This window comes from Streptomyces sp. NPDC058751, from assembly GCF_042746485.1.
Taxonomy (GTDB): Bacteria; Actinomycetota; Actinomycetes; order Streptomycetales; family Streptomycetaceae; genus Streptomyces.
The window spans coordinates 36246-60794 of sequence record NZ_JBHYPZ010000054.1; the positions used below are offsets into that span (position 1 = coordinate 36246).

Below are 24549 nucleotides of genomic sequence, written 5' to 3' on the forward strand. Positions count from 1 at the left end.
CCCCCGGGCCCCCCCGGCCGCCGTCACAGCCAGCTCAGTCGCCAGAGGCGGAAGACGCCGGTCCCGTCGGACAGGTACTGGCCGCCGCCGACGTCCTCGCTGCTGATGACGTAGTCCTTGCGCTGCCACAGGGGGATCAGCGGGACGTCCCGCGCGACCTGTGTCTGGAGCCGCCGGAACGCGTCCGCCGTACGGCTCCGGTCGGCGTCCCGCCGGGTCTCCTCGATCAGACGGTCGACGTTCTTGTCGCTGTAGCCGTTCTTCATGCTGTTGCCGGTGCCGACGAGCGACGCGCCGAAGGTGTCCGCGTCGGGATAGTCGGCGACCCAGCCGACCGCCCAGGCGTCCAGCCCGCCCTCCGCGTACTTCTTCTGGAACTCGGTCCACTCGTATCCCCGGGTCGTCACCTCGAACAGTCCGCCCGTCTCCAGCTGCCACTCCAGCTCGGCCGCCTCCTCGCCCGCGGCTCCCCGTCCCTCGGCGAACCCGTAGGTGAAGCGCACGGGCGGCGAGACCCCGGCCTCGGCCAGCAGGGCCCGTGCCTTCTCGGGGTCCGGGTTCGGATAGGTGTCGAAGAACGAGGTGGAGTGCCCGGTGATCCCCGCCGGGATCAGCCCGTACAGCGCGTCGGTGGTCCCCCGGTACGTCCGGTCGACCAGCCTCTCGCGGTCGACCAGCGAGGCGAGGGCCTGCCGGACGCGCCGGTCGTGCAGCGGCGAGCCCTCGCGCACGTCGAGGACGAGGTTGCGGGTCTCGGCGCTGTCGGCCTCCGTGACGCGTTGCGCGGGGTCGCTCGGCGAGAGCGCGGCGAGCGCGGCGGGCGGGAGCTGGCGCGCCACGACGTCGAGGTCCTTGGCCCGCCAGGCGGCCTGCAGGGCCTCCGAGTTGGCGTAGTAGCGCAGCACGACGGGCCTGCCGAGGTCGTCGACGGCGCCCTTGTAGCGGGGGTTGGGTTCGAGGACGGCCTTCGCGCCCGGCGCGTACGTCTTCAGGACGTAGGGTCCCGTGCCGTCGGCGCCGAAGCCGGTGCGCAGGCTGCGCCGGGGGTAGCGGGTGCTGTCGACGATCGATCCGGCGCCGGTCGCCAGCTTGAACGGGAAGGTCGCGTCGGGCGAGGACAGACGGAAGGTGACGGTCCGGCCGCTCGCGTCCACGTCGGCCAGGCCGGAGAGGAGGGAGGCCGGCCCGACCGCGTCGTCGATGCGCTTGACGCGGTCGAAGGAGAACTTCACGTCCGCGGCGGTCATCGTGCGCCCGCTCGCGAACGTCAGGTCGTCACGGAGTGTGCAGCGGTACGTGCGCAGCCCCGTGCCGGTGAACGCGCAGCTCTCGGCGGCGTCCGGGACGGGCTTGGCGCCGCCGGGCTCGATGGTCAGCAGCGACTGGAAGACGTTGCCGAACAGGGCCCAGGATCCGGCGTCGTAGGCACCGGCCGGATCGAGCGAGGTGACGGCGTCCGTCGTCCCCACCGTGATGGTGCGGTTGCCGTTCCCCGTGGCCGGCAGGAGCTGCCGGCCGGCCAGGGCCGTGCCCGCCACCACGAGCACCATCGCCGGAATCCATAAGCGAACCGATCGCATCGGTGCCCTCCCCAGGCGCCCCGCACGCAACTCCCTCAGTGACGCGGATCACCTAACCACAGGAGTTTCGCACGGGGAAGCGAATCGGGAAGAGTGCTCACGGCCGACGAAAATGATCTTTTCCACCCCTCTTCACAGGGGACTCTCAGGCTTCGCGCGAGGCCAGCTCGACGACCGTGATGTCCGAGGGAGCGCCGACCCGGGTCGGCGGCCCCCAGGCTCCCGCCCCCCGGGAGACGAAGAGCTGGGTGTCGCCGTAACGCTCCAGGCCGGCGACCGTCGGGTTGGCGGCGGCCGCGACGAGGCTGCCCGGCCAGAGCTGTCCGCCGTGGGTGTGTCCGGACAACTGGAGGTCGACTCCGTGGCGTACCGCTTCATGGATCTGCACCGGTTGGTGGGCGAGCAGCACACAGGCCCGCGCTTTGTCGCGGTCTCCGAGCGCCTTGCCGAAGTCGGGGCCCTGCCCCTCGCTCTCGCCCCGCAGGTCGTTCACACCGGCGAGGTCGAACGCGGGCAGCTCGGTCCGCGCGTTCTCCAGGGGGCGGATGCCCAGTTCCCGTACCTCCTGGAGCCACTGCTCGGCTCCGGAGAAGTACTCGTGGTTCCCGGTGACGAAGTAGGACCCGTGCCGGGCGCGCAGACCGGCGAGCGGCGCGGCGGCGGGGCCGAGGTTCTTCACGCTGCCGTCGACCAGGTCGCCGACGACGGCGATCAGGTCGGGCTGGGTGGAGTTGATCGTGTCGACGACCTTCTGCGCGAATCCGCGTCCGAGCAGCGGCCCGAGGTGGATGTCGCTCACGACGGCGATCCGGAAGCCGTGGGCGGACCGGGGCAGTCTGGCGAGCGGTACGGTGACCCGCTTCACCCCGGGTCCGCGCAGCACGCCGTACGTCCCGTGGCCGACGGTCCCCACGGCGACGGCCGCGGCCGCGCCTCCCACGACCCGCGAGACGAACAGGCGCCGCGACGGCGCGGGGACGGCCTTCGCCGGTCCGGCGGGTTCCTCGCCGTCCGCGGGCCCCGTCGATCCGGCCGGTTCCACCGGGGCCACCGGCTCCACCGGGGCCACCGGCTCCGCGGGTTCGGACCGCGTCTTCCGCGCGGGTGCCGCGCCGGAGGCGGACCGCACGCTCTCGCGCGGCTCCGCGCCCTCGGCCGCCGCGGGGGCCCCGGCCCCCTCGGCCCCATCGGCCCCCGGTCGCCGGGCCGTCCGGCGCCCGTCGGCCCACCGCAGGAGCGGCCGCACCGACTCCCCTGCCAGCAGCGCCAGTACGAGGTAGAGGCCCAGCGGCATCCACAGGAACCCGGGCCAGGACAGGGTGCGCTGCAGCCAGAAGGGAGCGTCCGCGCGCTCGCTCGCGAGGGCGCCCACCGTCAGCAGCGGCGCGGCGACGAAGACGGCCGTGCCCAGTCGGCGGGCCGGTCCGGGCCCGCTCGTGGTGTCGCGCACCAGCCTGCGCCAGGCGTACCAGTGCATCCCGAAGAGCACGGCCAGCACGCTCAGGCCTACCAACACGAACAAGATGACCATGACGCCGTATCCCCCGTTATGACGTCTGGCGCAAAGCGCGTACGCCGCGCAACCCGATGACCCCGATGACCGTCCCAAGGACAAACGACACGACGGCGAGCGTCAGGTGCACCCAGAAGTACGCCGTCGGATCACCCGCGTCGTCGAACGCGAGTCCACTGGCGTCTTCCCAGAGATTCTTAGCGAAAGTGACCCAAATGACCCAGCTCCACGCCCCGAAGGCGAGCAGGAACCAGGACACGGGGCGGCTGAGCTTCATGCGTTCAGTATCGCCGTCGCCCACCGTGGTCCGGCGCCGGGGTGGAGAGGGCGAAGCGGCTCCCCCGAACGGTGGCGGGAATTCCCGCCACAACCCCTGTACTTTCTCGATCGTGCCCGCCTCGAAGAAGACCATTCAGCGATCCTTGTTGATCACTTCCGCCACTTTGCTGACCCTTTCCGTCACCGCGCCCGCGTTCGCCGACACCGTCGACGCGAGCCCGACGGCGAGCCCGACGGCAAGCCCCTCGACCTCCCCGTCGCCCTCTTCCCCGGCCTCCCCGTCGGCCACTCCCCCGGCGAACATGTCGAGCCTCGGCGGCGAGCGGCTCGGCCGGCCCGGCAACCAGGTGGACCTCGGCGGCGGCGCCCCCGTCCTGCCCGCGGACATCAGCGCCCGTTCCTGGATCGTCGCCGACGCCGAGTCCGGTGACGTCCTGGCCGCGCACAACGCGCACTGGCGGCTGCCCCCGGCGAGCACCCTGAAGATGCTGTTCGCCGACACGGTGCTGCCCAAGTTCCCGAGGACCACCTCGCACAAGGTGGCCGCCTCCGAACTGGCGGGCGTCGGCGCGGACTCCAGCCTGGTGGGCATAAAGGCGAACCGGACGTACACCGTCCACGACCTGTGGCTCGGCGTCTTCCTGAAGTCCGGCAACGACGCCGTGCACGTGCTGTCCGCGATGAACGGCGGCGTCCCCGAGACGGTCGAGGACATGCAGCAGCACGCGGACGACCTCCAGGCCCTCGACACGCACGTGGTGAGCCCGGACGGCTACGACGCCAGGGGCCAGGTGTCGTCGGCCTACGACCTGACGCTGTTCGCCCGGTCGGGACTCCAGAAGAAGGACTTCCGGGAGTACTGCTCGACGGTGCGGGCCACGTTCCCCGGTGCGGCGGCCGGGAACAAGAAGGGCACGTCCGGCCGCGCGTCCGTCGAGATCCGCAACACCAACCGGCTGCTGTCCGGTGACAGCGACATCACCCCGTACCAGGGCATCGCGGGGGTGAAGAACGGCAACACCACCCACGCGGGCGCCACCTTCACCGGTGTCGCCGAGCGCGGCGGCAAGGTGCTGCTCGTCACGGTCATGAACCCGGAGAAGAAGGAGCACAACGCGGTCTACAAGGAGGCCGCGCAGCTGCTCGACTGGGGCTTCCAGGCCGCGGGCAAGGTCCAGCCGGTGGGCGAACTGGTCGCGCCCAAGGGCGTGGACAGCACCGCCCGACCGGGCGCGAACGCCTCGGACGGGGCGAGCCCCGGCGCGGGCGCCGCGCACGCCTCCCCCAAGCCGGTGGCGGCCTCCACCGCCACCGGCAAGGGGGGTTCGAGCGGCATCGGCATCGCGCTCGGTCTGACCGGCGGCCTCCTCGCCCTGCTCGCGGGGGGCGCCTTCCTGGTCAACCGGCGCTGGCCGCTGCCGGACCTGGTGCGCCGCCGCCGCTGACCGTCCCGGGCCCGGGGTCCCGCCTCGTGCTCCTCGTGCTCCTCGTGGCCCCCGCGTCCCCGCGGGCCCCCGGGCCGGACGGCTCCCGCGAGCCGTCCGGTCCGTCCGGTGCCGCGGGCCCGCCGTCGCCCTCCGCCTCCCGGTCCCGCCCCTCGCCCGGTGTCGCCGTCCAGGCGGCGGAGTACAGGAGCAGTTTCGAGGTGAAGTTGATCCACAGGAGCAGCGCGATCGGCACCCCGAAGGCCCCGTACATGCTCTTCGACGCCACACCCCGCATGTAGCCGCTGAGCAGTATCTTGAGCAGCTCGAACCCGACGGCGCCGATCAGTGCCGCGACGATCAGCCGGCGGCGCGGCGGCTCGACACCGGGCAGCAGCGTGAGGACGTACAGCAGGACCAGGAAGCCGGCGAGCACGGCGACGGCGAAGGCGACGACCCGGAGGAGGGTGCTCCCCCAGCCGTGCTCGTCGAGGCCCACCTGCCGGGCCGACCAGCCCATCGCCGTGGACGCGAGGGTGGAGACGCCGATGGTGAGGAGCAGCGCGCCGCCGAGACCGACGAGGACTCCCCCGTCCTTGATCTTGCGCAGGACGGGGTTCTCCTCGTCGTCGGGCAGCTCCCAGACCACGCGCAGGCACTCCCGCATGGAGCCGACCCAGCTGATGCCGGTGACCAGCAGCAGGGCACCGGCGACGAGCCCGATCGTGCCGGCGTTCTGGACGAGGCCGTTGATGTCGAGCTGGTCGGAGATGCCCGGCACCTGCTCGGCGAGCTTGTCCTGAAGGTCCTTCTGCTGCTCGGTGCTGAGCGTGGCGGCGGCGATCGCCGCCGCCACGGTGAGCAGCGGGAACAGCGCCACGAAGCTGATGAAGGTCATCGCCGCGGCGAGCCGCGTCCACTTCACGCGGTCCAGCCGCTCGTACGACCGCCACGCGTGCGTGGCCGTCAGGCGTACGACCCAGGGGCCCACGCCGGGAATCCTCTTCAGCCAGTCCATGATCCGACTCTGCCCTCGCTTCGGAAAACCAGTGACCGTGTACCCCAGAAACGCAGGACCGTGGCGAGTGCCATGCCTGCTCCCGCCCCCGAGACGGTGTCCGCGCGCGGTGAGGTGAACCCGAGGCCGTAGTGGCTGACGGCGATGCACAGCAGCTGCACCAGCGCGCCCGCGACGTTCACCGCGAAGAAGACCAGGTACGGGCGCGGGCCCCGGACCGCCGCGTGCCGGTAGGTGCCGAGGGCGTTCCCGGCGTACGCCACCGAGCAGCCCGCGAGGAAGGACAGCGCCTTGGCCGTCAGCGGGCCGAGGCCCACCGGGCCGCGGAGCCAGAGGAAAAGGCCGAGGTCGGCCGCGTAGGCGAGGGCGCCGACCGCGGCGAACCCGAGGAGCTCCCGCAGAAACCGGCGCCGGGGGCGGACCTCGTCCGGGGCCGCCACCGGGCCGGAGCCCGCCGCCGAAACCCCGGCCGAGACCGAGCCGGAGGCCGAAGCCGAGCCCGCCTCCGAGGTCGAGGCCGAGGCCGCCACCGGTCCTGGGGCGGCGGCCCGGGCGTCCGTCCCGTGGCCGGCGAGGACGCCGGGTCCCGGCCGGTGCCCGGCGCTGCTCACCAGTTCGCCACGGCGAGCCCGTACATCGCCAGCCACACCAGTCCGATGAGGGCGAGCGGCCGGTCGCGCAGGACCACGTCCTCCGGTTCGCCCGCCGTGCCCCGGTCGGCGAAGACCGCGTAGCGCAGGACCGCCAGGATGAAGGCGACCATGGAGAGCTGACGCCACGGCAGCAGTCCGGCGCTCGGCACCCCGCCCTCCTCCAGGGCCCACAGGCAGTAGCCGAGGACGGAGACCCCGGCGGCGAGCTGCCAGACGAAACGCAGGTAGCCGGTCGTGTACTCGGTGAGCAGCGCTCGCGTGGCGCCCGATTTCCCGGCCATCTGCACGGCTTCGGAGTAGCGCTTCGCCGAGACCATGAACAGCGCCCCGAAACCGGTGGTGATGAGGAACCAGCGCGAGAGCGGGATGCCGAGGGCGAGTCCGCCGATCACGGCCCGCATCAGGAACCCGGTCGTGACGACGACGAGGTCCACGACGAGCACGTGCTTCAGGCTGACGCAGTAGGCGAGTTGCATGCCGAGGTACGCGGTCAGCAGCGCGCAGACGGGGGCCGAGCAGAGCCAGGCGGCGGCCGCGGGCGCGAGGACCCCGAGGGTGCCGCCGACGGCGTACGCGACCGGGACGGGGACCTGGCCCGCGGCGACGGGCCGGTGGCGCTTCACGGGGTGGGCGCGGTCGGCGGCGGCGTCCCTGGCGTCGTTGATCAGGTACACCGCGGCGGCGCAGGCCGTGAACAGGACGAAGACCAGGACGATCTGACTGGCGGCGTGCTGCGAGAAGAGGCGTCCCGCGGCGGCCGGGGCGGCCACGACGAGCACGTTCTTCACCCACTGCCGGGGGCGCGCGGTCCTGACGAGGCCCCGCAGCAGTCCGGCCAGGCTCCGCGGCGGCGGGGCGAGGACCGGGGCGCGTTCCAGGAGCGCCGTGCGCTCAGCCATGGCCGGCCCCGATCCAGCGGGCGCCCAGTCCGGCCGCCGCCGCGCCCAGGGCGGCGCCGGCGGCGACGTCCGTGGGGTAGTGGACGCCGACGACGAGGCGGGAGAGGCACATCGCGGCGGCGAGCGGCGGGACGGCGTACGCGCCGAGCGTGCCGTAGGCCACCGCCGCGGCGGCGGAGGAGGCCGCGTGCGAGCTGGGGAAGGAGTGCCGTCCGGCCGTGCGCACCCGGGGTGCCACGTGCGGGGGACGCGGACGGCGCACGATCCGTTTCACCCCCATGCTCGCGAGGTGCGCGCCGGCGGTGAGCGCCGTCGCGCGCAGCCACGCGCCGCGCCGCCCGCGGTCGGCCGCCGCCCCGGCGAGCCCCGCGGCGAGCCACAGTGCGCCGTGCTCCCCGCTCCAGGACAGGGCGCGCGCGGCGGCCGCCACGCGCGGGTTCCCGCCGTACGCGTGGAGCGCGGACAGCAGCCGCCGGTCCATGCCGTCCGGTGGACGGTCCGCGCCGTCGGGCCGCCGATCCGTCGCGTCACGGTCGTCAAGGTCGTCCATGTGATGCCACTCTCCTAGGGAGCGGCCGCGGAATTACGGCAATCTTGGACGACATCCCCTTAATCACCCATTTCGGTGAGGAGCCGGGAGCGCAGGGCGAATCGCCCCGTCGCGTACCCCGGGCGGCGCTACGGTCACGGGCATGCCTGCCGACTCCGTCTCCGTCACGGGTTGGGGCCGCACCGCCCCGACCACCGCCCGTATGGTCCGCCCGCGCACCTACGGGGAGGCGGCGGCCGCCGTCCGGGAGTGCGGGGCGCGGGGCGGGATCGCCCGGGGGCTCGGACGGGCCTACGGCGACGCCGCGCAGAACGCCGGCGGGGCGGTGCTCGACATGACGGGCCTCGACCGGATCCACGCCGTCGACGCGGACGGCGGCACGGTCCTGTGCGACGCGGGGGTGTCCCTGCACCGGCTCATGGAGGTCCTGCTCCCCCTCGGCTGGTTCGTGCCGGTGACCCCGGGGACCCGCTACGTGACCGTGGGCGGCGCGATCGGCGCGGACATCCACGGCAAGAACCACCACGTGTCCGGCTCCTTCGCCCGGCACGTCCTGTCCTTCGAGCTCCTGACGGCGGACGGCGAGATCAGGACGGTCGGGCGCGGCACCCCGCTGTTCGACGCCACGGCGGGCGGCATGGGCCTGACCGGTGTGATCCTGACGGCGACCGTCCGTCTCCAGCCGGTGGAGAGCGCCCTGATGTCCGTCGACACCGAACGCGCGGTGGACCTGGACGACCTGATGGCCCGTCTCACCGCCACCGACCACCGGTACCGCTACTCGGTCGCCTGGATCGACCTCCTCGCGCGCGGAGCGGGGACGGGGCGCTCGGTCCTGACCCGCGGCGACCACGCGCCGCTGGACGCGCTGCCCCCGCGGGCCCGGCGGCATCCGCTGGCGTTCCGCCCGTCGCGTCTGCCGGCCGCCCCCGGCTTCGTGCCGGAGGGACTCCTCGGGCGGACGACGGTGGGCCTCTTCAACGAGCTCTGGTACCGCAAGGCGCCCCGCGCGCGGACCGGTGAACTCCAGCCGATCCCGGCCTTCTTCCACCCCCTCGACGGAGTGCCGCACTGGAACCGGGTCTACGGGCGCGGCGGCTTCGTCCAGTACCAGTTCGTCGTCGGACACGGGCGGGAGGAGACCCTGCGCCGGATCGTGCGGCGCATCTCCGAACGCCGCTGCCCGTCCTTCCTCGCCGTCCTGAAGCGCTTCGGGGAGGGCGATCCGGGCTGGCTGTCCTTCCCCGTGCCCGGCTGGACCCTGGCCCTGGACATCCCGGCGGGCCTGCCGGGCCTCGGCGCCTTCCTCGACGAGCTGGACGAGGAGGTGGCGGGCGCCGGAGGGCGCGTGTACCTCGCCAAGGACGCCCGGCTGCGGCCCGAACTGCTGGACGTCATGTATCCGCGGCTCGGCGCGTTCCGGTCGCTGCGCCGGGAGCTCGACCCGCGGGGAGTCTTCACCTCGGACCTGTCCCGCCGCCTCGGTCTGTAGGAGAACCCGCGCCGTTCACCCGCGCCCGGGCCGCACCCGGCCCGCACCCGGCCCGCGGAGCGCCCGCTTCCGCACGCCCCTCCGGTTTCCCGTCTCTAGGAGCTAGCTGTCATGAAGGACGCCTTCGGATTCCCCCAGTCCCTGCTGGTCCTCGGCGGCACGTCCGAGATCGCGCTGGCCACCGCGCGCCGGATGATCACCCGGCGCACCCGCACGGTGTGGCTCGCCGGACGGCCGGTGCCCGCGCTGGAGGAGGCGGCCGGGCGGCTGCGCGGGCTCGGCGCCGACGTCCGCACCCTCGCCTTCGACGCCCTCGACCCCGAGTCCCACGAGACCGTGCTCGGCAAGGTCTTCGCCGAGGGTGACATCGACATGGTGCTGATGGCCTTCGGGGTGCTCGGCGACCAGTCCCGGGACGAGAAGGAGCCGGCAGCCGCGGTCCGGGTCGCGCAGACCAACTACACGGGCGCGGTGTCCTCGGGCCTGGTGTGCGCGCGGGCGTTGCAGGCGCAGGGGCACGGTTCCCTGGTGGTGCTGTCCTCGGTCGCGGGCGAACGGGCCCGCCGCTCGAACTTCATCTACGGCTCCAGCAAGGCGGGTCTGGACGCCTTCGCGCAGGGTCTGGGCGACGCCCTGCACGGCACGGGGGCGCACGTCATGGTCGTACGTCCCGGATTCGTGCGCACGCGGATGACGGCCCATCTGCCGGAGGTGCCGCTGTCGACCACCCCGGAGGCGGTGGCCGAGGCGATCGAGCTGGGGCTGAGGCGCCGCTCCGAGACGGTGTGGGTCCCGGGGGTCCTGCGGATGGTCATGTCGGCGCTCCGGCACACGCCCCGGGCGGTGTTCAGGCGGCTGCCGGTCTGAGACGGCCCTCAGAGCGCCGGGAGCGTGGTGTCCCGCTCGGGCGAGGTGGCCTGCGGGGGCACCACGGCGCCGCCGAAGGCGAACTCGCGGAGCTTGCGCCACACGCCGTCGGCGCCCTGCTCGTAGAGCGCGAACCCGGTGCAGGGCCACCCGGCCTCGTAGTCGGAGAGCGCCTCGAAGGCGTGGTCCATGGCCGCCTCGTCGATGCCGTGCGCCACGGTGACGTGCGGGTGGTACGGGAACTGGAGCTCGCGGGCGACGGGCCCCGAGGTGTCCCGGACCTGGTTCTGGAGCCGGGTGCAGGACTCCGCGCCCTCGGCGACCCTGACGAACACGACCGGTGACATGGGGCGGAAGGTGCCCGTGCCGGACAGCCGCATCGGGAACGGGCGCCCGGCGGATGCGACCTCGACGAGGTGCGCCTCGATCGCGGGCAGCGCCGCTTCCTCGACCTCGGTCGGCGGCAGCAGGGTGACGTGGGTGGGAATGCAGCAGGCCGCGGGATCACCGAAGCCCGCGCGCCGCTCCTGGAGCAGGCTGCCGTGAGGCTCCGGAACCGCGATCGACACGCCGATCGTTACGGTCCCCACGTCGTCTCCTGTCGTTGTCGATGGTCAGGGCTGTTCGGTGGTGCTGCGCACGGGGGGCGATCGCTCGGCCCCCGGCTTTCGACTGTACGGCGGTACGACCCGCAATCGGCCGTCGCGGGAGTGTCGCGCTCGTCTCGTACTGACTGCCGAAGGTGATGTGGTAGGGGCCGTGCCGTCGTCCGACGGACGGGCGGGCAGGGCCGCCGACAGGGCGGCCGGCCCCGGCCGTCAGTGCTTGGCGGGCAGGAACCCGACCCGCTCGTACGCCTGGGAGAGCGTCTCCGCGGCGACGGCGCGCGCCTTCTCGGCGCCCTTGGCCAGGATCGAGTCCAGCGTCTCCGGGTCGTCCAGGTACTGCTGGGTGCGCTCCCGGAACGGCGTCACGAAGTCGACCATGACCTCGGCGAGGTCCGTCTTCAGCGCGCCGTACATCTTGCCCTCGTACTCCTGCTCCAGCGCGGCGACCGACGTGCCGGTGAGGGTGGAGTAGATGGTGAGGAGGTTGCTGACGCCCGGCTTGTTCTCCGCGTCGTACCGGATGACGGTGTCCGTGTCGGTGACCGCGCTCTTGACCTTCTTCGCGGTGACCTTCGGGTCGTCGAGCAGGTTGATGAGCCCCTTCGGCGTCGAGGCCGACTTGCTCATCTTGATCGACGGGTCCTGGAGGTCGAAGATCTTCGCCGTCTCCTTGAGGATGTACGGCTTGGGGATCCTGAACGTGTCGCCGAAGCGGCCGTTGAAGCGCTCCGCGAGGTCACGGGTCAGCTCGATGTGCTGGCGCTGGTCCTCGCCGACCGGGACCTCGTGGGCCTGGTACAGCAGGATGTCCGCGACCTGGAGGACCGGGTACGTGAAGAGGCCGACGCTCGCGCGGTCGGCGCCCTGCCTGGCGGACTTGTCCTTGAACTGGGTCATGCGGGATGCCTCGCCGAAACCGGTGAGGCAGTTCATCACCCAGGCGAGCTGCGCGTGCTCGGGGACATGGCTCTGGACGAAGAGCGTGCAGCGCTCGGGATCGAGACCGGCGGCGAGGAGCTGCGCGGCGGCGAGCCGGGTGTTGGCCCGGAGGTCCGCGGGGTCCTGGGGAACCGTGATCGCGTGCAGGTCGACGACCATGTAGAACGCGTCGTGGGACTCCTGGAGCGCCACCCACTGGCGGACGGCGCCGAGGTAGTTGCCGAGGTGGAACGAGCCTGCCGTGGGCTGGATTCCGGAGAGCACGCGAGGACTGTCAGAGGCCATGTTCACCATTCTCTCAGGTGCGGGGCCCGGCTCCGGAACTGGCCGGAAAGAGACGGGACACGGGCGGGACGGCGCCGCGGACCCGGAACCGCACCCTCCGGATCTCCGGCCGATCGGCACAGACGGTGACGATTTCGCTCACCTGAGCGGCTTTCGAACACTCGCCGTCATCGAAGTGCAACGGTGAGGTGACGTTCCGGCCCGAGGGGGTGTTTTCGAGGTGCGCGAACGCTTAGAAATGCCGGACCGCCCGGTAACCGGATTCGGAAAGGGCGGAGCGCTGCTCGGACGTCGCCGTCGAGGGGAACCCCGGCGGGTCCGTCGGCGTACCCAGAAATTGGCACAACGATGTGCGGGCCGGCTCTGCGTCGGCCGGTTGGGAATTCCATGCGCGGGCTTCGTGAACTGGTCACGGTGGTGGGGGCGTTGGGCGCGACCGCCGCGGCGGCGGTGTCGGTGGCACCGGCCGCCCTGGCCGACCCGGCGGCGGTCGCACCGGCGGTCCGGGAGAGCGCCGGGAACACCGCGCAGAGCTCCTCGGGCGACAGCCCGGACATCGTCCTCACCGTCGCCGGTGACACGGGACTGCCGACCACCATGCACAGCGGCGATCCGGATTTCGGACGGCTGTGGCGGCTTCTGTCGCCCCGGTACACGGGGCCGAAGAAGACGCCCGACGAGTGGGCGGACGGCCGCCTCCCCGCTCCCCAGGTCACGGTGATCTGGGGGGTCACAAATCCCGGGGGTGACGTCAGCATCGAGCGCCAGGACCAGGTGTTCCTCACCGCGGACGGCGCGCCGTGGGTGCGGTCGAATCTGGCTCCCGACCTGGTGGGCGGCGACTTCCGCTGGCACCGGGCGCCGCTCTCGGTGTTCGCCGAGCTGCTGAAGGAAGGAAAGCTCTTCGGCTCCGGATCGCCCACCTCCGCCGTCCGGGTGGCGCTCGACCCGGCGGCGTGGGCGGTCCCCGGACTCGCCGCGGGCCTGGCCCTGGGCGTCGGGGCCACGTGGTTCGTCCGCCGCGCGACGGTCCGGCGCGTGAACACCGAGCCACTGCGGGAGCCGCGCCAGGAACTGGTCGAGGTCTGCTGACCGGACGGCGCCGATCGTCCGGCGCCGTCCGGCCCGGTCGCCTCGCGCCGGACGGCTCACGATCCGTCCGGTCCCGGGGCCGGACGGATCCGGCCCCGGTGCGGCGGGTCAGCCGAGGTCGATCTCCGGGTAGAGCGGGAAGCCGGTGAGCAGGTCGCTCGCGCGGTGGGCGATCTCGTCGGAGATCTTCGCGTCCAGGACGTGCTGCGCCTTGGACGGGGCGCCCTTGGCGGTGGTGCCCGCCTCGGCGGCGGTCAGGACCCGGTCGATCAGACCGGCGATCTCGTCCATCTCGGTCGCGCCGAGACCGCGGGTGGTCAGCGCGGGGGTTCCGATGCGGATGCCGGAGGTGTACCAGGCGCCGTTCGGGTCGGCGGGGATCGCGTTGCGGTTGGTGACGATGCCCGAGTCCAGCAGCGCGGACTCGGCCTGGCGGCCCGTCAGGCCGTAGGAGGAGGCGACGTCGATGAGGTTGAGGTGGTTGTCGGTGCCGCCGGTGACCAGGGTGGCGCCCCGGCGCATCAGGCCCTCGGCCAGGGCGCGGGAGTTGTCGACGACGGCCTGGGCGTAGTCGCGGAACTCCGGGCGGCGGGCCTCGGCGAGCGCGACGGCCTTGGCGGCCATGACGTGGGGCAGCGGGCCGCCGAGGACCATCGGGCAGCCGCGGTCGACCTGCTCGGCGAGGGTCTCGTCGCACAGGACCATGCCGCCGCGCGGGCCGCGGAGCGACTTGTGCGTGGTGGTGGTGACGATCTGGGCGTGCGGGACCGGGTCGAAGTCGCCGGTGAGGACCTTGCCCGCGACCAGGCCGGCGAAGTGCGCCATGTCGACCATGAGCGTGGCGCCGACCTCGTCGGCGATCTCGCGCATGATCCGGAAGTTCACCAGACGGGGGTAGGCGGAGTACCCGGCGACGATGATCAGCGGCTTGAACTCGCGGGCGGAGACGCGCAGGGCCTCGTAGTCGATGAGACCGGTGGCCGGGTCGGTGCCGTACGAGCGCTGGTCGAACATCTTTCCCGAGATGTTCGGGCGGAACCCGTGGGTGAGGTGGCCGCCGGCGTCCAGGGACATGCCGAGCATGCGCTGGTTGCCGAAGGCCTGACGCAGTTCGGCCCAGTCGGCCTCGGTGAGGTCGTTGACGTTGCGGACGCCGGCCTTCGCGAGGGCCGGGGCCTCCACGCGGGCGGCGAGGACGGCCCAGAAGGCGACGAGGTTGGCGTCGATGCCGGAGTGCGGCTGGGCGTAGGCGTGCTCGGCGCCGAACAGCTCGCGGGCGTGCTCGGCGGCGAGGGCCTCGACGGTGTCGACGTTGCGGCAGCCCGCGTAGAAGCGGCGCCCGACGGTGCCCTCGGCGTACTTGTCGCTGAACCAGTTGCCCATGGCCAGGAGGGTGGCCGGGGAGGCGTAGTTCTCGGACGCGATCAGCTTCAGCATGTCGCGCTGGTCGGCGACCTCCTGGCCGATGGCGTCCGCGACGCGGGGCTCCACGGCCCGGATCACGTCGAGGGCGCTGCGGAAGGCGGTGGACTCGGTGGAAAGGGGCTCTGACATGACGGCCTCCGGACGTTGCTTTCAGCGTTCACGGGTCGGCCCAGGCGCACGGCACTTTGTTGCCACGACTCCTCGCCCGGACACTCCGGGCTCCTCGGGACGGCCTGCTTCTTCGTCCGGAGGTCCGGGATCGCCCCGGGAAGCCACAGCGCGGGTGCCGCTCCCCGATGGTCGGTCCCATCCCAGCGCGCCAGTCACGGCCCCGCCGGTCAGCCTACCGGGCGCGCCGGATCACCGGGGTCCCCGGTCCACCATGCGAGCGACGATAGGAAAGAGGCCATGAGCCCACCCCCGTGCCGCTCGCCCGAGAACGGAGATCCCGTGACCACCATGGATGCCAGGGAGACGACGGAGGCGTTCATCGCCTCGGCCGACGCGCACAGCGCGCACAACTACCACCCGCTGCCGGTCGTCGTGGCGACGGCGGACGGGGCCTGGATGACGGACGTCGAGGGACGCCGCTTCCTCGACATGCTGGCCGGATACTCGGCGCTGAACTTCGGCCACGGCAACCGGCGGCTGATCGAGGCCGCCAAGGCGCAGATGGACCGGGTGACGCTGACGTCGCGGGCGTTCCACCACGACCGGTTCGCGGACTTCTGCCGGGAGCTGGCCGCGCTGTGCGGCATGGAGACGGTCCTGCCGATGAACACCGGCGCGGAAGCGGTCGAGACCGCCGTGAAGACGGCCCGGAAGTGGGGGTACCGGGTCAAGGGCGTCCCGGCCGAGATGGCGAAGATCGTGGTCGCGGGCAACAACTTCCACGGGCGTACGACGACGGTCATCAGCTTCTCGACGGACCCGGAGGCCCGGGCCGACTTCGGCCCGTACACCCCGGGCTTCGAGATCGTGCCGTACGGCGACCTGACGGCCATGCGGGCGGCGGTCACGGAGAACACGGTGGCCGTGCTGCTGGAGCCCATCCAGGGGGAGGCGGGGGTGCTGGTGCCGCCGGCCGGTTATCTGCCGGCCGTGCGGGAGCTGACGCGGGAGCGGAACGTGCTGTTCGTCGCGGACGAGATCCAGTCGGGTCTGGGGCGCACCGGCCGTACGTTCGCGTGCGAGCACGAGGGTGTGGTGCCGGACGTGTACGTCCTCGGGAAGGCGCTCGGCGGCGGGGTGGTGCCGGTGTCGGCCGTGGTGTCGAGCGCTCAGGTGCTGGGGGTGTTCCGGCCCGGGGAGCACGGGTCGACCTTCGGCGGGAATCCGCTGGCCTGCGCGGTGGCGCTGGAGGTGATCGCGATGCTGCGGACGGGCGAGTACCAGCGGCGGGCGGCCTCGCTCGGCGAGCGTCTGCACCGGGAACTGGGCCTGCTGAAGGACTCCGGCCACGTCACGGCGGTGCGCGGGCGCGGCCTGTGGGCGGGCGTCGACATCGCCCCCGCGTACGGCACGGGCCGGGAGGTCTCGGAGCGGCTGATGGAGCGGGGCGTCCTCGTCAAGGACACCCACGGCGTCACCGTCCGGATCGCCCCGCCGCTGGTCGTCTCCGAGGAGGACCTGGACTGGGGCCTGGCGCAGTTCCGGGCCGTGCTGGGGGCGTAGGGCCCCGGACCCGGGAGGACCCGCGACGGACCCCGGGCCCGGGAACACCTGGGCCGGACCCCGGGCCCTGGAAGACCCGCGGGCGGACACGCCCTAGAGGATCACGTGGGGCAGGAAGCGGGCGTACCCGTCCGTGATCGGTCCCGAGGACTCCCGGATGCCGAGGCCCGCCGGTTCGTCCTCGACGACCCAGGCGCCGAGGACGACACGGTTGCCGTCGAAGGACGGGAGCGGCGCCAGCTCCTGGTAGCAGCAGGCCTCTTCCCGTACGACGGGAGCGGCGCCCGCCTCGTGGATCGTCACACCGGCGCCCTCTCGGCCGAGCAGGGGCTTGGCGACGTAGCCCTTCGTGCGGGCCAGCTCGCGCGGGCCGTCGAGGTAGGCGGGGAGCAGGTTCGGGTGGTCCGGGTGGAGCTCCCAGAGGACGGCCAGGAGCGCCTTGTTGGAGAGGAGCATCTTCCAGGCGGGCTCGATCCACAGGGTCGTACCGGTGCCGCCGCCGTTGTCGAGGGTGTCCAGGACGTGGCCGGCGAACGCGTCGGTGGTGAGCCACTCCCAGGGGTAGAGCTTGAAGCAGCTGCGGATGAACGCGAGCCGGTTGTCGACGAAGCGGCCGGAGAGGGGGTCCCAGCCGATCTCCTCCATGGAGATCCAGTCCGTGTCGAGACCGGCCTGCTCCGCGGTCTCCTTCAGGTAGGCGACCGTCATCAGGTCCTCGCCGAGTTCGTCCACGGCGGAGTGCGCGAAGTAGAGCGGGCCGCCCGGCGGCAGGAGGGCGCCCTGCCTCTTCCAGGCCGCGACGAGGCGTTCGTGGAGGGAGTTCCACTGGTCGGCGCCGGGGAAGCGCTCCTCCATCCAGAACCACTGCGGGCTCGCGGCCTCGACCAGCGAGGTCGGTGTGTCGGCGTTGTACTCGAGGAGTTTCGCCGGGCCCGTTCCGTCGTAGCGCAGGTCGAAGCGGCCGTAGACCGACGGGAGTTCGGCGCGCCGGTGCCAGGCCTCGGATACGGCGGCCACGACCCGGGGGTCGTCGATGCCGAGGTCGGCGAAGCGCCCCCGCTCGACGATGTGGCCGGCCGCCGCCAGGCACATGGCGTGCAGTTCCTCGACGACCTCCTCCAGCGCCTCCACCTCGGGCAGCGAGAAGACGTAGTGGGCGCTCTCGTCCCAGTAGGGGCGCAGGGAGTCGTCGGGGTGGCGGGTGAGGGGGTAGATCAGCCCCTGCCCCTCGACGGTCTGCTGCCAGCCGGGACGGGGGGTGATGGTGCGGCGTTCCATGAAGTGCGTGGTTCTCCGTCTCGGCGGGTGGGTTCTCCGTCTCGGCGGCGGGCCGGGGGCCGGGGCCCTCGCTCCGGCCCCCGGGCCGCGGGTCAGCCGCCGGAGCTGCCCTCGCCGCCGCCGAAGCCGCCGCGGTGGACGCCGCCGCCCGAACCCCCGGTGCCGCCGGAGCCGCCGGGCTTGGCGAAGGAGCCGCCGTCGACCCAGCCGCTCTTCTTGTCGCCGCCGTAGTACCAGCCGGTGTGGTACGACCCCGAGGAGGACTTGCAGTTCTTGTCCGCGACGACCTCGTAGCCCTTGGCGGCGTTGTAGCTGTCGCGGTCGACGCAGCGCTTGTCCGGGTCCGAGGAGCAGGCGGTGAGTGTCGCCGCGAGGAGTCCCATGCCGCCGAGGACGACCGTTCCCGAGCGCAGTTGCCGCCGTACGTCTGCCATGTTCGTTCCCCCGTTTGTTCTTTGAAGTTCGCTTTTTGATTGAAGACGACAGATTAGAGATCCCGCGTCCCGCGAGTCCACGACGGCCCCCGAAGAGGGACCGTCCCCTACAGTCGCTTCGTGCTCTTTGGAATGATCTGCGCCCTTGGTGCCTCGGTCTGCTTCGGTACGGCGACGGTCCTGCAGGCGATGGCCGCACGGGCCGCGGGCGAGGGCGGGACGGGCGAGGGGGCGGGAGGCGCGGCCGTCCTGCTGCTGCGGGCGCTGCGGCAGTGGCGCTATCTGGCGGGACTGGGCCTCGACGGGGTCGGGTTCGTGCTCCAGATCCTCGCGCTGCGGTCGATCCCGATCTACGCGGTCGGCGCGGCCCTCGCGGCGAGTCTGGCCGTCACCGCGGTGGTCGCCTCGCGGCTGCTCCACGTGCGCCTGAGCCGGGTCGAGTGGGGCGCGGTGGCGGTGGTGTGCGCCGGGCTCGCGATGCTGGGGCTCGCGTCCGGGACGGAGGGGGACCGGACGGGGTCCCCGGCGTTGAAGTACGCGATGCTGGGGACGTCCCTGGCCGTCCTGGTGCTGGGGCTCGTCGGCGGACGGCTGCCCGACCGGGGGCGGGCACTCGCGCTGGGCCTCGGAGCGGGATTCGGGTTCGGGGTGGTCGAGGTGGCGGTACGGCTGATCGCCGACCTCGACCCGGGCGGGCTGCTGGCCAACCCGGCGACGTACGCGCTGCTGATCGGCGGCGGCGCCGCGTTCCTGCTGCTCACCACGGCCCTGGAGCGGGGGTCGGTGACGACCGCCACCGCCGGTCTCGTCATCGGGGAGACCATCGGGCCCGCGCTGGTGGGGGTGGTGTGGCTGGGCGACCGCACCCGCGAGGGGCTGACCTGGCTGGCGGTCCTCGGTTTCGCGGTGGCGGTGGCGGGGGCCCTGGCGCTGGCACGGTTCGGCGAGGCACCGGCGACGGAGCCGTCCGTACCGGTGTCGTCGTGAACCGTGCGGCCCGCGTGCGCCCCGGTGGACCCGTTCGATCACGCACCCCCCTTCAGGGAAGCGCCCGGCACAGCGCGTCGAGGGCGCCCGACCAGGCGTGGTCCGGCGGCGTGCCATAGCCGACGACCAGGGCGTCCCGGTGCGGCACGAGCGCGTCCGGATGACGGTGGCGGGAGAGGCCGTGGACGGCCAGGCCCTGGAAGGCCGCGGCCTGGACGACCGACCGCTCGGTGCCCGGCGGGAGCCGGAGCACGGCGTGCAGCCCGGCCGCGATGCCGGTGGCGCGCACGTCGGGCGCGCGGGTGGCGAGCGCCGCGACGAGGGCGTCCCGGCGGCGCCGGTAGCGCAGCCGGGCGGAGCGGACGTGACGGTCGTAGGCGCCGGAGGTGATGAACTCCGCCAAGGTGAGCTGGTCGAGCGCCCCGGTGGACCAGCCGCCCTCCCCCTTCAGGGAGACGACCTCGTCCACGAGCGACGGCGGCAGGACCAGCCAGCCGAGGCGCAGCGCGGGCGCCAGTGACTTGCTGGCGGTGCCCAGGTGGACCACGTGGTCGGGGTCGAGGCCCTGCAACGCGCCGACGGGCTGGCGGTCGTAGCGGAACTCGCCGTCGTAGTCGTCGTCCAGGACGAGCCCGCCGGTGCGGCGCGCCCAGGCGACGACGGCGGCCCGGCGGTCCGGGTGCAGGGGCACGCCCATCGGGAACTGGTGGGCGGGGGTGAGGAGTACGGCCCGTACGCCCGTCATGTCACGGGTGTCGGTGCCGAGTTCGTCGAACGGCAGGGGGACCGTGCGCAGGCCCGACCGGTGCAGGAGCGTCCAGTGCACGTCCAGCCCGTACGACTCCACGGCGACCGAGCGGATCCCCCGCCGCCGCAGGACCGTTCCGAGCAGCGTGAGTCCGTCCGAGAAGCCGGAGCAGATCACGATGCGCTCGGGGTCGGCGCGCACGCCCCGGGCGCGGGAGAGATAGCCCGCGAGGGCGGTGCGCAGTTCGGGGCGGCCGCGCGGGTCTCCGTAGCCGAGGGCCTCGTGCGGGGCGCGGACCAGGGCGCGGCGGGCGGCCTTGAGCCAGGCGGCGCGCGGGAAGGACGCGAGGTCGGGGCGGCCGGGGACGAGGTCGTAGGCGGGCCGGGCCTGTTCGCGGCGGCGCGGCGCGGCCCGGGGCGCCGGCCGTACGACGCTCCGCTCGGCGACGTGCGTGCCCGAGCCCTGGCGTGCGGTGAGCCAGCCCTCGGCGACGAGGTCGGCGTAGGACTCGGCGACCGTGTTGCGGGCGACACCGAGGTCGGCGGCGAGCGAGCGGGAGGACGGGAGACGGGTCCCGGGGGCCAGCCTGCCGCTGCCGACGGCCTCGCGCAGCGCCTCCGTCAGCCCCTTGCGGATGCCGGACCCGGTCGGCTCGACATGGAGGTCGACGCCCAGACTGGCCCATGTTTTCCCCATGGAAATGGACCATACTCCTGGGCTACTCCCCTCGTAGGGTCGATCGCATGACGACGCAGGACACGATCACGCAGCCCGCCCCGGCCCCCGCCTCGGACACCCCTTCCCCGGCCTCCGCCACTCCCGCCGCCTCGCCCTACGCGCCCGAGCACACGCCCCGGCTGCCCTGGGCCGAACTCGCCCCCGACGTCTACAAGGCGATGGTCAGGCTCGACGCGGCGGCCCGGCACGGGGTGGACCCCGTGCTCCTCGAACTGGTGAAGATCCGCGCCTCGCAGATCAACCACTGCGCGTTCTGCCTGGACATGCACACCAAGGACGCGCTCGCGGCGGGCGAGAGCGTGGAGCGGATCATCCAGCTGAGCGCCTGGGAGGAGTCGCGGCACTTCTACACGGAGAGGGAGATCGCCGCGATCGAGCTGACCGAGGCCGTCACCGTGCTCACGGAAGGCTTCGTGCCGGACGAGGTGTACGAGCGCGCGGCCCGGCACTTCGAGGGCGCCGAGCTGGTCCAGCTCATCGCCTCGATCACGATGATCAACGCCTGGAACCGGTTCGCCGTGACCTGCCGCATGGTGCCCGGCCACTACCGGCCGGGCGCGCACAAGTGACGTCGGTGGACGGGCGGCACGCCGGGCCGGACGAGGCCGGCCGGTTCCGGGCACTGCACCACGGGCGCGTGCCGGACGATCCGCTGGTGCTGCCCGGGCCCTGGGACGCGGCGAGCGCCCGGGTGTTCGCGGACGCGGGGTTCCCCGCGCTCGCCACTCCCAGCGCCGGGGTGGCCGCGTCGCTGGGGTACGCGGACGGGCGGACGCCCGCCGCGGAGATGTTCGCCGCCGTCGCGAGGATCGCCCGGGCGGTCGACGTGCCGGTGTCGGCGGACGTCGAGGGCGGCTACGGGCTGGCACCCCGGGAACTGGTGGAACGGCTGCTGGAGGCGGGGGCCGTCGGCTGCAACCTCGAGGACTCCGAGGGCGGGGTCCTCAAGGACGCGGCCCGGCACGCCGACTGGCTGGCCGAGGTGCGCGACGCGGCGGCGGACCGGCTCTTCGTGAACGCCCGGGTCGACGTGTTCGCGTACGGCGACGGCGATCCCGGGCGGGCCGTCGAGCGGGCCGCCCTGTACGTCGCCGCGGGGGCGGACTGCGTGTATCCGATCGGGGCCCCGGCCCGGGTGCTCCCGCTGCTGCGGTCCGGCATCCAGGGTCCCCTGAACGTGTTCGCCCGGCTCGACGGACCCTCTCCCGCCGAACTGGGCGAACTGGGCGCCACGCGGGTCACGTTCGGCCCCGGCCTGCAGCACCGCGCGACCGAGGCACTGGCGGACATCACGGCGAGGCTGCGCTAGTGCCGTGACCGGAACTCAGGTGGCGCAGGCGGACCCGGACGGGCAGAAGGAGTTCACGGCCGTCGTGAGCTGCTCGGCCATGTTCCCGCCGGGCGGACCGCTCACGACGACGGCGTACGGCGTACCGTCCGCGGCCTCGAAACGGTGGTCGACGGTCTCGGTGACCCCGAACTGCCTGCTGTCGTAGCGGTAGCTGAACTCCGTCCAGCCGGTGCCGGTCCGCCGGTCCAGGTACTGGTAGCCCCTGAACCCCTCGGCGATGGCCTGGGCCTGCGCCGAGGACTCCGTCACGGAGGTCTCCTTGACCTCGAACACCATGAGCTTGCGTCTGCCGCCGGGCGCCGTGTAGGTGACGACGGGCGCCAGCTTGCCCTGCGTCTCCTCACGCGCCCAGCCGTCCGGCACGTCCACGCTGTAGCCGAGCGGATCGACCGAGCGGCTGTACCCGGGAGTCGGCGCCGGGGCGGTGGTCACGGCCGGGGCGGTGTACACGCTCTCCCCACCGGTGCCGTTCGAGGTGTCCGGGGTCGGGCCGGGCTGCGGCGCCGTGGCGGTGACCGAGGGACCGGACGGGCTCGCCCCCGGACGCTTCGCCGAGTCGCCCCGGGTCAGCGCCCACAGTCCGCCGGCCGCACCGCCCGCCAGAACGGCCACGGCCACGATCACCAGCAGCAGCCGCCGCGAGTCGCCCGGCCCGTGCGGCCGACCGCCACCACCGGGCGGCACGACGCCGCCGGGCCACGTCTGCGGCTGCGACTGCTGGTGCGACCAGGCGGCGTGGGCCTGCTGCTGGGTGTGGGCCCACTGCTGCTGTTGCTGGTGCGGCGGCTGCGGTGGCGGCGGCGGCACGGAGCCCGCGGGCGAAGGGGGATCGGGCCGCAGCGGACCCGCCTGAGTGGCCGCCGCCCACCACTGGTCCCCGGTCGGCGGCGCCCCGCCCGCGTCCACGCCGTCCTGGACCACACCGTCGTCGACCCATTGCCGACGGTCCGCGTCCCAACGCTGCGCCATCCCGTCACCCCCGCTCCCCTGTCGCGCCCCTGCCCCCCGGCGGACCGCACAGGACGACGATAGTGAGGACTACGCCTTCAGCACCCCTCTTTATGGCCACAAAGCACACACGTTCGCTACGTACTTTCCGTACGCACGAACACGAAGATGCCCGGGTGGAGACCACCACCCGGGCATCGACAGGTACTTCGCCGGATCAGATCAGGCCGAGGGAACGGACCGCCTCGCGCTCCTCGACGAGCTCCTTGACGGAGGCGTCGATGCGGGTGCGGGAGAACTCGTTGATGTCCAGGCCCTGGACGATCTCGTAACGGCCGTCCTTCGTGGTGACGGGGAAGGAGGAGATGAGGCCCTCCGGCACACCGTACGAACCGTCGGACGGGATGCCCATGGAGGTCCAGTCGCCCTCCGCGGTGCCGTTGACCCACGTGTGGACGTGGTCGATGGCGGCGTTGGCGGCCGAGGCGGCCGAGGAGGCGCCACGGGCCTCGATGATCGCCGCTCCGCGCTTGGCGACGGTCGGGATGAAGTCCTCCGCCAGCCACTTCTCGTCGTTGACGACCTCGGCGGCGTTCTTGCCGGCGACCGAGGCGTGGAAGATGTCCGGGTACTGGGTGGCCGAGTGGTTGCCCCAGATGGTCAGACGCTTGATGTCGGCGACCGTGGTGCCCGTCTTCTTCGCGAGCTGGGTCAGCGCGCGGTTGTGGTCCAGACGGGTCATGGCGGTGAAGCGCTCGGCGGGTACGTCCGGAGCGGCGGCCTGGGCGATCAGCGCGTTGGTGTTCGCCGGGTTGCCGACGACGAGGACCTTGATGTCGTCCGCGGCGTGGTCGTTGATGGCCTTGCCCTGCGGCTTGAAGATACCGCCGTTGGCGGAGAGCAGGTCACCGCGCTCCATGCCCGCGGTGCGCGGACGGGCGCCCACCAGGAGGGCGACGTTGGCGCCGTCGAAGGCGACGTTCGGGTCGTCCGTGATGTCGATGCCCTGAAGGAGCGGGAAGGCGCAGTCGTCGAGCTCCATCGCGGTGCCCTCGGCGGCCTTCAGCGCCGGCGTGATCTCCAGGAGGCGCAGCTTGACCGGCACGTCCGCGCCGAGCAACTGGCCGGAGGCGATGCGGAAGAGCAGGGCGTAACCGATCTGGCCGGCCGCGCCGGTGACGGTGACGTTCACGGGAGTGCGAGTCATGGCGTTCTCCGTATGACAGCTGGCGGTGGGGCGTCCCTGCCCCGGGTGCAGGATCGTCCCCGTGCAACCGCCGCAATGATCGATCAATGGTTCCGATGATCGATCTCTCGGCGTCAAGAGAGATCCGCCGCTCAGGCTATCGCGCATCCGGGACGCCGGACGTCAGGGTGCGTGTGGCCCACCCCACAGATCCCCCGGGCAGGCGGTCGCCGGGCCCGGGAGACGGTGAACTCGGCGACCGCCAAAGGGGTTACCCGCGGCTCCGGGAAGGGATCTCCCCCTTCCCGACAGCACCGGATCCCATGGGGGTGAGGCGCGCCTGCCCCCTCACAACCAACTCAATCCCCCGAACCGGAAGTTTTTTCGCCCCCTCCGCCCCGGACCCCGCTCCTCAAACGCCGGAGGGGCTGAAACCTTCCCCGGCCGGGACCGAACGGGGCAGCCACCACGACGCACCCGCACCCGGGATCCGGCGGAAGGGGCCGTGCCGGTACATCACATGCCCGTCGCCACCGACGGTCACATCTCCGTCCAACGGCGACGGGCGGATGTACCGGCAC

General features: G+C 72.8%; 23 protein-coding genes. 8 read left to right on the top strand and 15 right to left on the bottom strand.

The window, feature by feature from the left end; all coding sequences use genetic code 11:
• Window positions 1–23: 23 nt before the first annotated feature.
• From ACFW6B_RS35635 to ACFW6B_RS35645, 3 genes are all read right to left on the bottom strand, one after another.
• Window positions 24–1580: an ABC transporter substrate-binding protein gene (locus tag ACFW6B_RS35635; RefSeq protein ID WP_386602926.1), complete on the bottom strand. Its 1557-nt coding sequence runs from the start codon at window positions 1578–1580 to the stop codon at window positions 24–26.
• Between the two features lie 145 nt (window positions 1581–1725).
• On the bottom strand, window positions 1726–3111 hold the full coding sequence (locus tag ACFW6B_RS35640; protein ID WP_386602928.1) for a metallophosphoesterase: 1386 nt from the start codon (window positions 3109–3111) through the stop codon (window positions 1726–1728).
• 16 nt (window positions 3112–3127) lie between these two features.
• Entirely contained in the window at window positions 3128–3370 is a 243-nt protein-coding gene (locus tag ACFW6B_RS35645) for an SCO4848 family membrane protein (protein ID WP_386602972.1), read from the bottom strand.
• Between the two features lie 112 nt (window positions 3371–3482).
• Between ACFW6B_RS35645 and ACFW6B_RS35650 the strand changes: the two genes are divergently transcribed.
• Complete coding sequence (locus ACFW6B_RS35650; RefSeq protein WP_386602930.1) at window positions 3483–4817, top strand: D-alanyl-D-alanine carboxypeptidase family protein; 1335 nt, start codon at window positions 3483–3485, stop codon at window positions 4815–4817.
• Here the strand turns inward: ACFW6B_RS35650 and ACFW6B_RS35655 are convergent.
• From ACFW6B_RS35655 to ACFW6B_RS35670, 4 genes are all read right to left on the bottom strand, one after another.
• Window positions 4771–5814, bottom strand: coding sequence for a YihY/virulence factor BrkB family protein (locus tag ACFW6B_RS35655; RefSeq protein ID WP_386602932.1), 1044 nt, complete (start codon window positions 5812–5814; stop codon window positions 4771–4773). The genes ACFW6B_RS35650 and ACFW6B_RS35655 overlap by 47 nt on opposite strands.
• Entirely contained in the window at window positions 5802–6254 is a 453-nt protein-coding gene (locus ACFW6B_RS35660; RefSeq protein ID WP_386602974.1) for a GtrA family protein, read from the bottom strand. The genes ACFW6B_RS35655 and ACFW6B_RS35660 overlap by 13 nt, the downstream gene beginning before the upstream one ends.
• A 167-nt stretch (window positions 6255–6421) precedes the next feature.
• Complete coding sequence (locus tag ACFW6B_RS35665; protein ID WP_386602934.1) at window positions 6422–7366, bottom strand: decaprenyl-phosphate phosphoribosyltransferase; 945 nt, start codon at window positions 7364–7366, stop codon at window positions 6422–6424.
• Entirely contained in the window at window positions 7359–7916 is a 558-nt protein-coding gene (locus ACFW6B_RS35670) for a phosphatase PAP2 family protein (protein WP_386602935.1), read from the bottom strand. Before ACFW6B_RS35670 ends, ACFW6B_RS35665 begins: the two co-directional genes overlap by 8 nt.
• A 142-nt stretch (window positions 7917–8058) precedes the next feature.
• Between ACFW6B_RS35670 and ACFW6B_RS35675 the strand changes: the two genes are divergently transcribed.
• The gene (locus tag ACFW6B_RS35675; RefSeq protein WP_386602938.1) at window positions 8059–9408 is read left to right on the top strand and encodes an FAD-binding protein; all 1350 of its coding nucleotides are present in this window, start codon (window positions 8059–8061) and stop codon (window positions 9406–9408) included.
• A gap of 111 nt (window positions 9409–9519) precedes the next feature.
• Window positions 9520–10275: a decaprenylphospho-beta-D-erythro-pentofuranosid-2-ulose 2-reductase gene (locus tag ACFW6B_RS35680; protein WP_386602940.1), complete on the top strand. Its 756-nt coding sequence runs from the start codon at window positions 9520–9522 to the stop codon at window positions 10273–10275.
• Between the two features lie 8 nt (window positions 10276–10283).
• Here ACFW6B_RS35680 and ACFW6B_RS35685 read toward each other — a convergent pair whose 3' ends face one another.
• Together ACFW6B_RS35685 and trpS are read right to left on the bottom strand one after the other, a co-directional pair.
• Window positions 10284–10865: a 2'-5' RNA ligase family protein gene (locus ACFW6B_RS35685; protein WP_386602942.1), complete on the bottom strand. Its 582-nt coding sequence runs from the start codon at window positions 10863–10865 to the stop codon at window positions 10284–10286.
• Between the two features lie 228 nt (window positions 10866–11093).
• Window positions 11094–12107 carry a tryptophan--tRNA ligase gene (gene trpS, locus ACFW6B_RS35690; RefSeq protein ID WP_386602945.1) on the bottom strand — a complete coding sequence of 338 codons (1014 nt, stop codon included), beginning with the start codon at window positions 12105–12107 and terminating at the stop codon, window positions 11094–11096.
• Window positions 12108–12494: 387 nt separating this feature from the next.
• On the opposite strand from trpS, the gene ACFW6B_RS35695 reads away from it, so the two are divergent.
• On the top strand, window positions 12495–13199 hold the full coding sequence (locus tag ACFW6B_RS35695; protein ID WP_386602947.1) for a hypothetical protein: 705 nt from the start codon (window positions 12495–12497) through the stop codon (window positions 13197–13199).
• Between the two features lie 108 nt (window positions 13200–13307).
• Here ACFW6B_RS35695 and ACFW6B_RS35700 read toward each other — a convergent pair whose 3' ends face one another.
• Window positions 13308–14753 carry a glycine hydroxymethyltransferase gene (locus ACFW6B_RS35700; protein WP_386602949.1) on the bottom strand — a complete coding sequence of 482 codons (1446 nt, stop codon included), beginning with the start codon at window positions 14751–14753 and terminating at the stop codon, window positions 13308–13310.
• Between the two features lie 330 nt (window positions 14754–15083).
• Between ACFW6B_RS35700 and rocD the strand changes: the two genes are divergently transcribed.
• The gene (gene rocD, locus ACFW6B_RS35705) at window positions 15084–16298 is read left to right on the top strand and encodes an ornithine--oxo-acid transaminase (RefSeq protein WP_386602977.1); all 1215 of its coding nucleotides are present in this window, start codon (window positions 15084–15086) and stop codon (window positions 16296–16298) included.
• A 93-nt stretch (window positions 16299–16391) separates the two neighbouring features.
• Here the strand turns inward: rocD and ACFW6B_RS35710 are convergent, their stop codons facing one another.
• A complete protein-coding gene (locus ACFW6B_RS35710; protein WP_386602951.1) occupies window positions 16392–17576 on the bottom strand; it encodes a glutathionylspermidine synthase family protein in 1185 nt (394 codons plus the stop codon).
• 92 nt (window positions 17577–17668) lie between these two features.
• The gene (locus ACFW6B_RS35715; RefSeq protein ID WP_386602953.1) at window positions 17669–18010 is read right to left on the bottom strand and encodes a hypothetical protein; all 342 of its coding nucleotides are present in this window, start codon (window positions 18008–18010) and stop codon (window positions 17669–17671) included.
• A 132-nt stretch (window positions 18011–18142) separates the two neighbouring features.
• Here ACFW6B_RS35715 and ACFW6B_RS35720 point away from each other — a divergent pair, with 132 nt between their 5' ends.
• The gene (locus tag ACFW6B_RS35720; protein WP_386602979.1) at window positions 18143–18997 is read left to right on the top strand and encodes a hypothetical protein; all 855 of its coding nucleotides are present in this window, start codon (window positions 18143–18145) and stop codon (window positions 18995–18997) included.
• Between the two features lie 52 nt (window positions 18998–19049).
• Here the strand turns inward: ACFW6B_RS35720 and ACFW6B_RS35725 are convergent, their stop codons facing one another.
• Window positions 19050–20441: a PLP-dependent aminotransferase family protein gene (locus tag ACFW6B_RS35725; protein WP_386602955.1), complete on the bottom strand. Its 1392-nt coding sequence runs from the start codon at window positions 20439–20441 to the stop codon at window positions 19050–19052.
• A gap of 47 nt (window positions 20442–20488) precedes the next feature.
• On the opposite strand from ACFW6B_RS35725, the gene ACFW6B_RS35730 reads away from it, so the two are divergent.
• Together ACFW6B_RS35730 and ACFW6B_RS35735 are read left to right on the top strand one after the other, a co-directional pair.
• Complete coding sequence (locus ACFW6B_RS35730; protein ID WP_386602957.1) at window positions 20489–21052, top strand: carboxymuconolactone decarboxylase family protein; 564 nt, start codon at window positions 20489–20491, stop codon at window positions 21050–21052.
• Entirely contained in the window at window positions 21049–21792 is a 744-nt protein-coding gene (locus ACFW6B_RS35735) for an isocitrate lyase/phosphoenolpyruvate mutase family protein (RefSeq protein WP_386602959.1), read from the top strand. Before ACFW6B_RS35730 ends, ACFW6B_RS35735 begins: the two co-directional genes overlap by 4 nt.
• A 15-nt stretch (window positions 21793–21807) precedes the next feature.
• Here ACFW6B_RS35735 and ACFW6B_RS35740 read toward each other — a convergent pair whose 3' ends face one another.
• Window positions 21808–22803, bottom strand: a complete 996-nt coding sequence (locus ACFW6B_RS35740) for a hypothetical protein (protein WP_386602961.1) — start codon at window positions 22801–22803, stop codon at window positions 21808–21810.
• 196 nt (window positions 22804–22999) lie between these two features.
• Window positions 23000–23989 carry a malate dehydrogenase gene (locus tag ACFW6B_RS35745; RefSeq protein WP_386602962.1) on the bottom strand — a complete coding sequence of 330 codons (990 nt, stop codon included), beginning with the start codon at window positions 23987–23989 and terminating at the stop codon, window positions 23000–23002.
• Between the last annotated feature and the right edge of the window lie 560 nt (window positions 23990–24549).

Bases quoted from the DNA above. Each gene is read 5' to 3' on its own strand.
- ACFW6B_RS35720 (WP_386602979.1), top strand. From the start codon at position 18,143: ATGATCTGCGCCCTTGGTGCCTCGGTCTGCTTCGGTACGGCGACGGTC.
- ACFW6B_RS35695 (WP_386602947.1), top strand. From the start codon at position 12,495: ATGCGCGGGCTTCGTGAACTGGTCACGGTGGTGGGGGCGTTGGGCGCG.
- ACFW6B_RS35640 (WP_386602928.1), bottom strand. From the start codon at position 3,111: ATGGTCATCTTGTTCGTGTTGGTAGGCCTGAGCGTGCTGGCCGTGCTC.
- ACFW6B_RS35665 (WP_386602934.1), bottom strand. From the start codon at position 7,366: ATGGCTGAGCGCACGGCGCTCCTGGAACGCGCCCCGGTCCTCGCCCCG.
- ACFW6B_RS35740 (WP_386602961.1), bottom strand. From the start codon at position 22,803: ATGGCGCAGCGTTGGGACGCGGACCGTCGGCAATGGGTCGACGACGGT.
- rocD (WP_386602977.1), top strand. From the start codon at position 15,084: ATGGATGCCAGGGAGACGACGGAGGCGTTCATCGCCTCGGCCGACGCG.
- ACFW6B_RS35675 (WP_386602938.1), top strand. From the start codon at position 8,059: ATGCCTGCCGACTCCGTCTCCGTCACGGGTTGGGGCCGCACCGCCCCG.
- ACFW6B_RS35715 (WP_386602953.1), bottom strand. From the start codon at position 18,010: ATGGCAGACGTACGGCGGCAACTGCGCTCGGGAACGGTCGTCCTCGGC.
- ACFW6B_RS35700 (WP_386602949.1), bottom strand. From the start codon at position 14,753: ATGTCAGAGCCCCTTTCCACCGAGTCCACCGCCTTCCGCAGCGCCCTC.
- ACFW6B_RS35670 (WP_386602935.1), bottom strand. From the start codon at position 7,916: ATGGACGACCTTGACGACCGTGACGCGACGGATCGGCGGCCCGACGGC.
- trpS (WP_386602945.1), bottom strand. From the start codon at position 12,107: ATGGCCTCTGACAGTCCTCGCGTGCTCTCCGGAATCCAGCCCACGGCA.
- ACFW6B_RS35730 (WP_386602957.1), top strand. From the start codon at position 20,489: ATGACGACGCAGGACACGATCACGCAGCCCGCCCCGGCCCCCGCCTCG.
- ACFW6B_RS35635 (WP_386602926.1), bottom strand. From the start codon at position 1,580: ATGCGATCGGTTCGCTTATGGATTCCGGCGATGGTGCTCGTGGTGGCG.
- ACFW6B_RS35745 (WP_386602962.1), bottom strand. From the start codon at position 23,989: ATGACTCGCACTCCCGTGAACGTCACCGTCACCGGCGCGGCCGGCCAG.
- ACFW6B_RS35710 (WP_386602951.1), bottom strand. From the start codon at position 17,576: ATGGAACGCCGCACCATCACCCCCCGTCCCGGCTGGCAGCAGACCGTC.
- ACFW6B_RS35680 (WP_386602940.1), top strand. From the start codon at position 9,520: ATGAAGGACGCCTTCGGATTCCCCCAGTCCCTGCTGGTCCTCGGCGGC.
- ACFW6B_RS35645 (WP_386602972.1), bottom strand. From the start codon at position 3,370: ATGAAGCTCAGCCGCCCCGTGTCCTGGTTCCTGCTCGCCTTCGGGGCG.
- ACFW6B_RS35655 (WP_386602932.1), bottom strand. From the start codon at position 5,814: ATGGACTGGCTGAAGAGGATTCCCGGCGTGGGCCCCTGGGTCGTACGC.
- ACFW6B_RS35725 (WP_386602955.1), bottom strand. From the start codon at position 20,441: ATGGGGAAAACATGGGCCAGTCTGGGCGTCGACCTCCATGTCGAGCCG.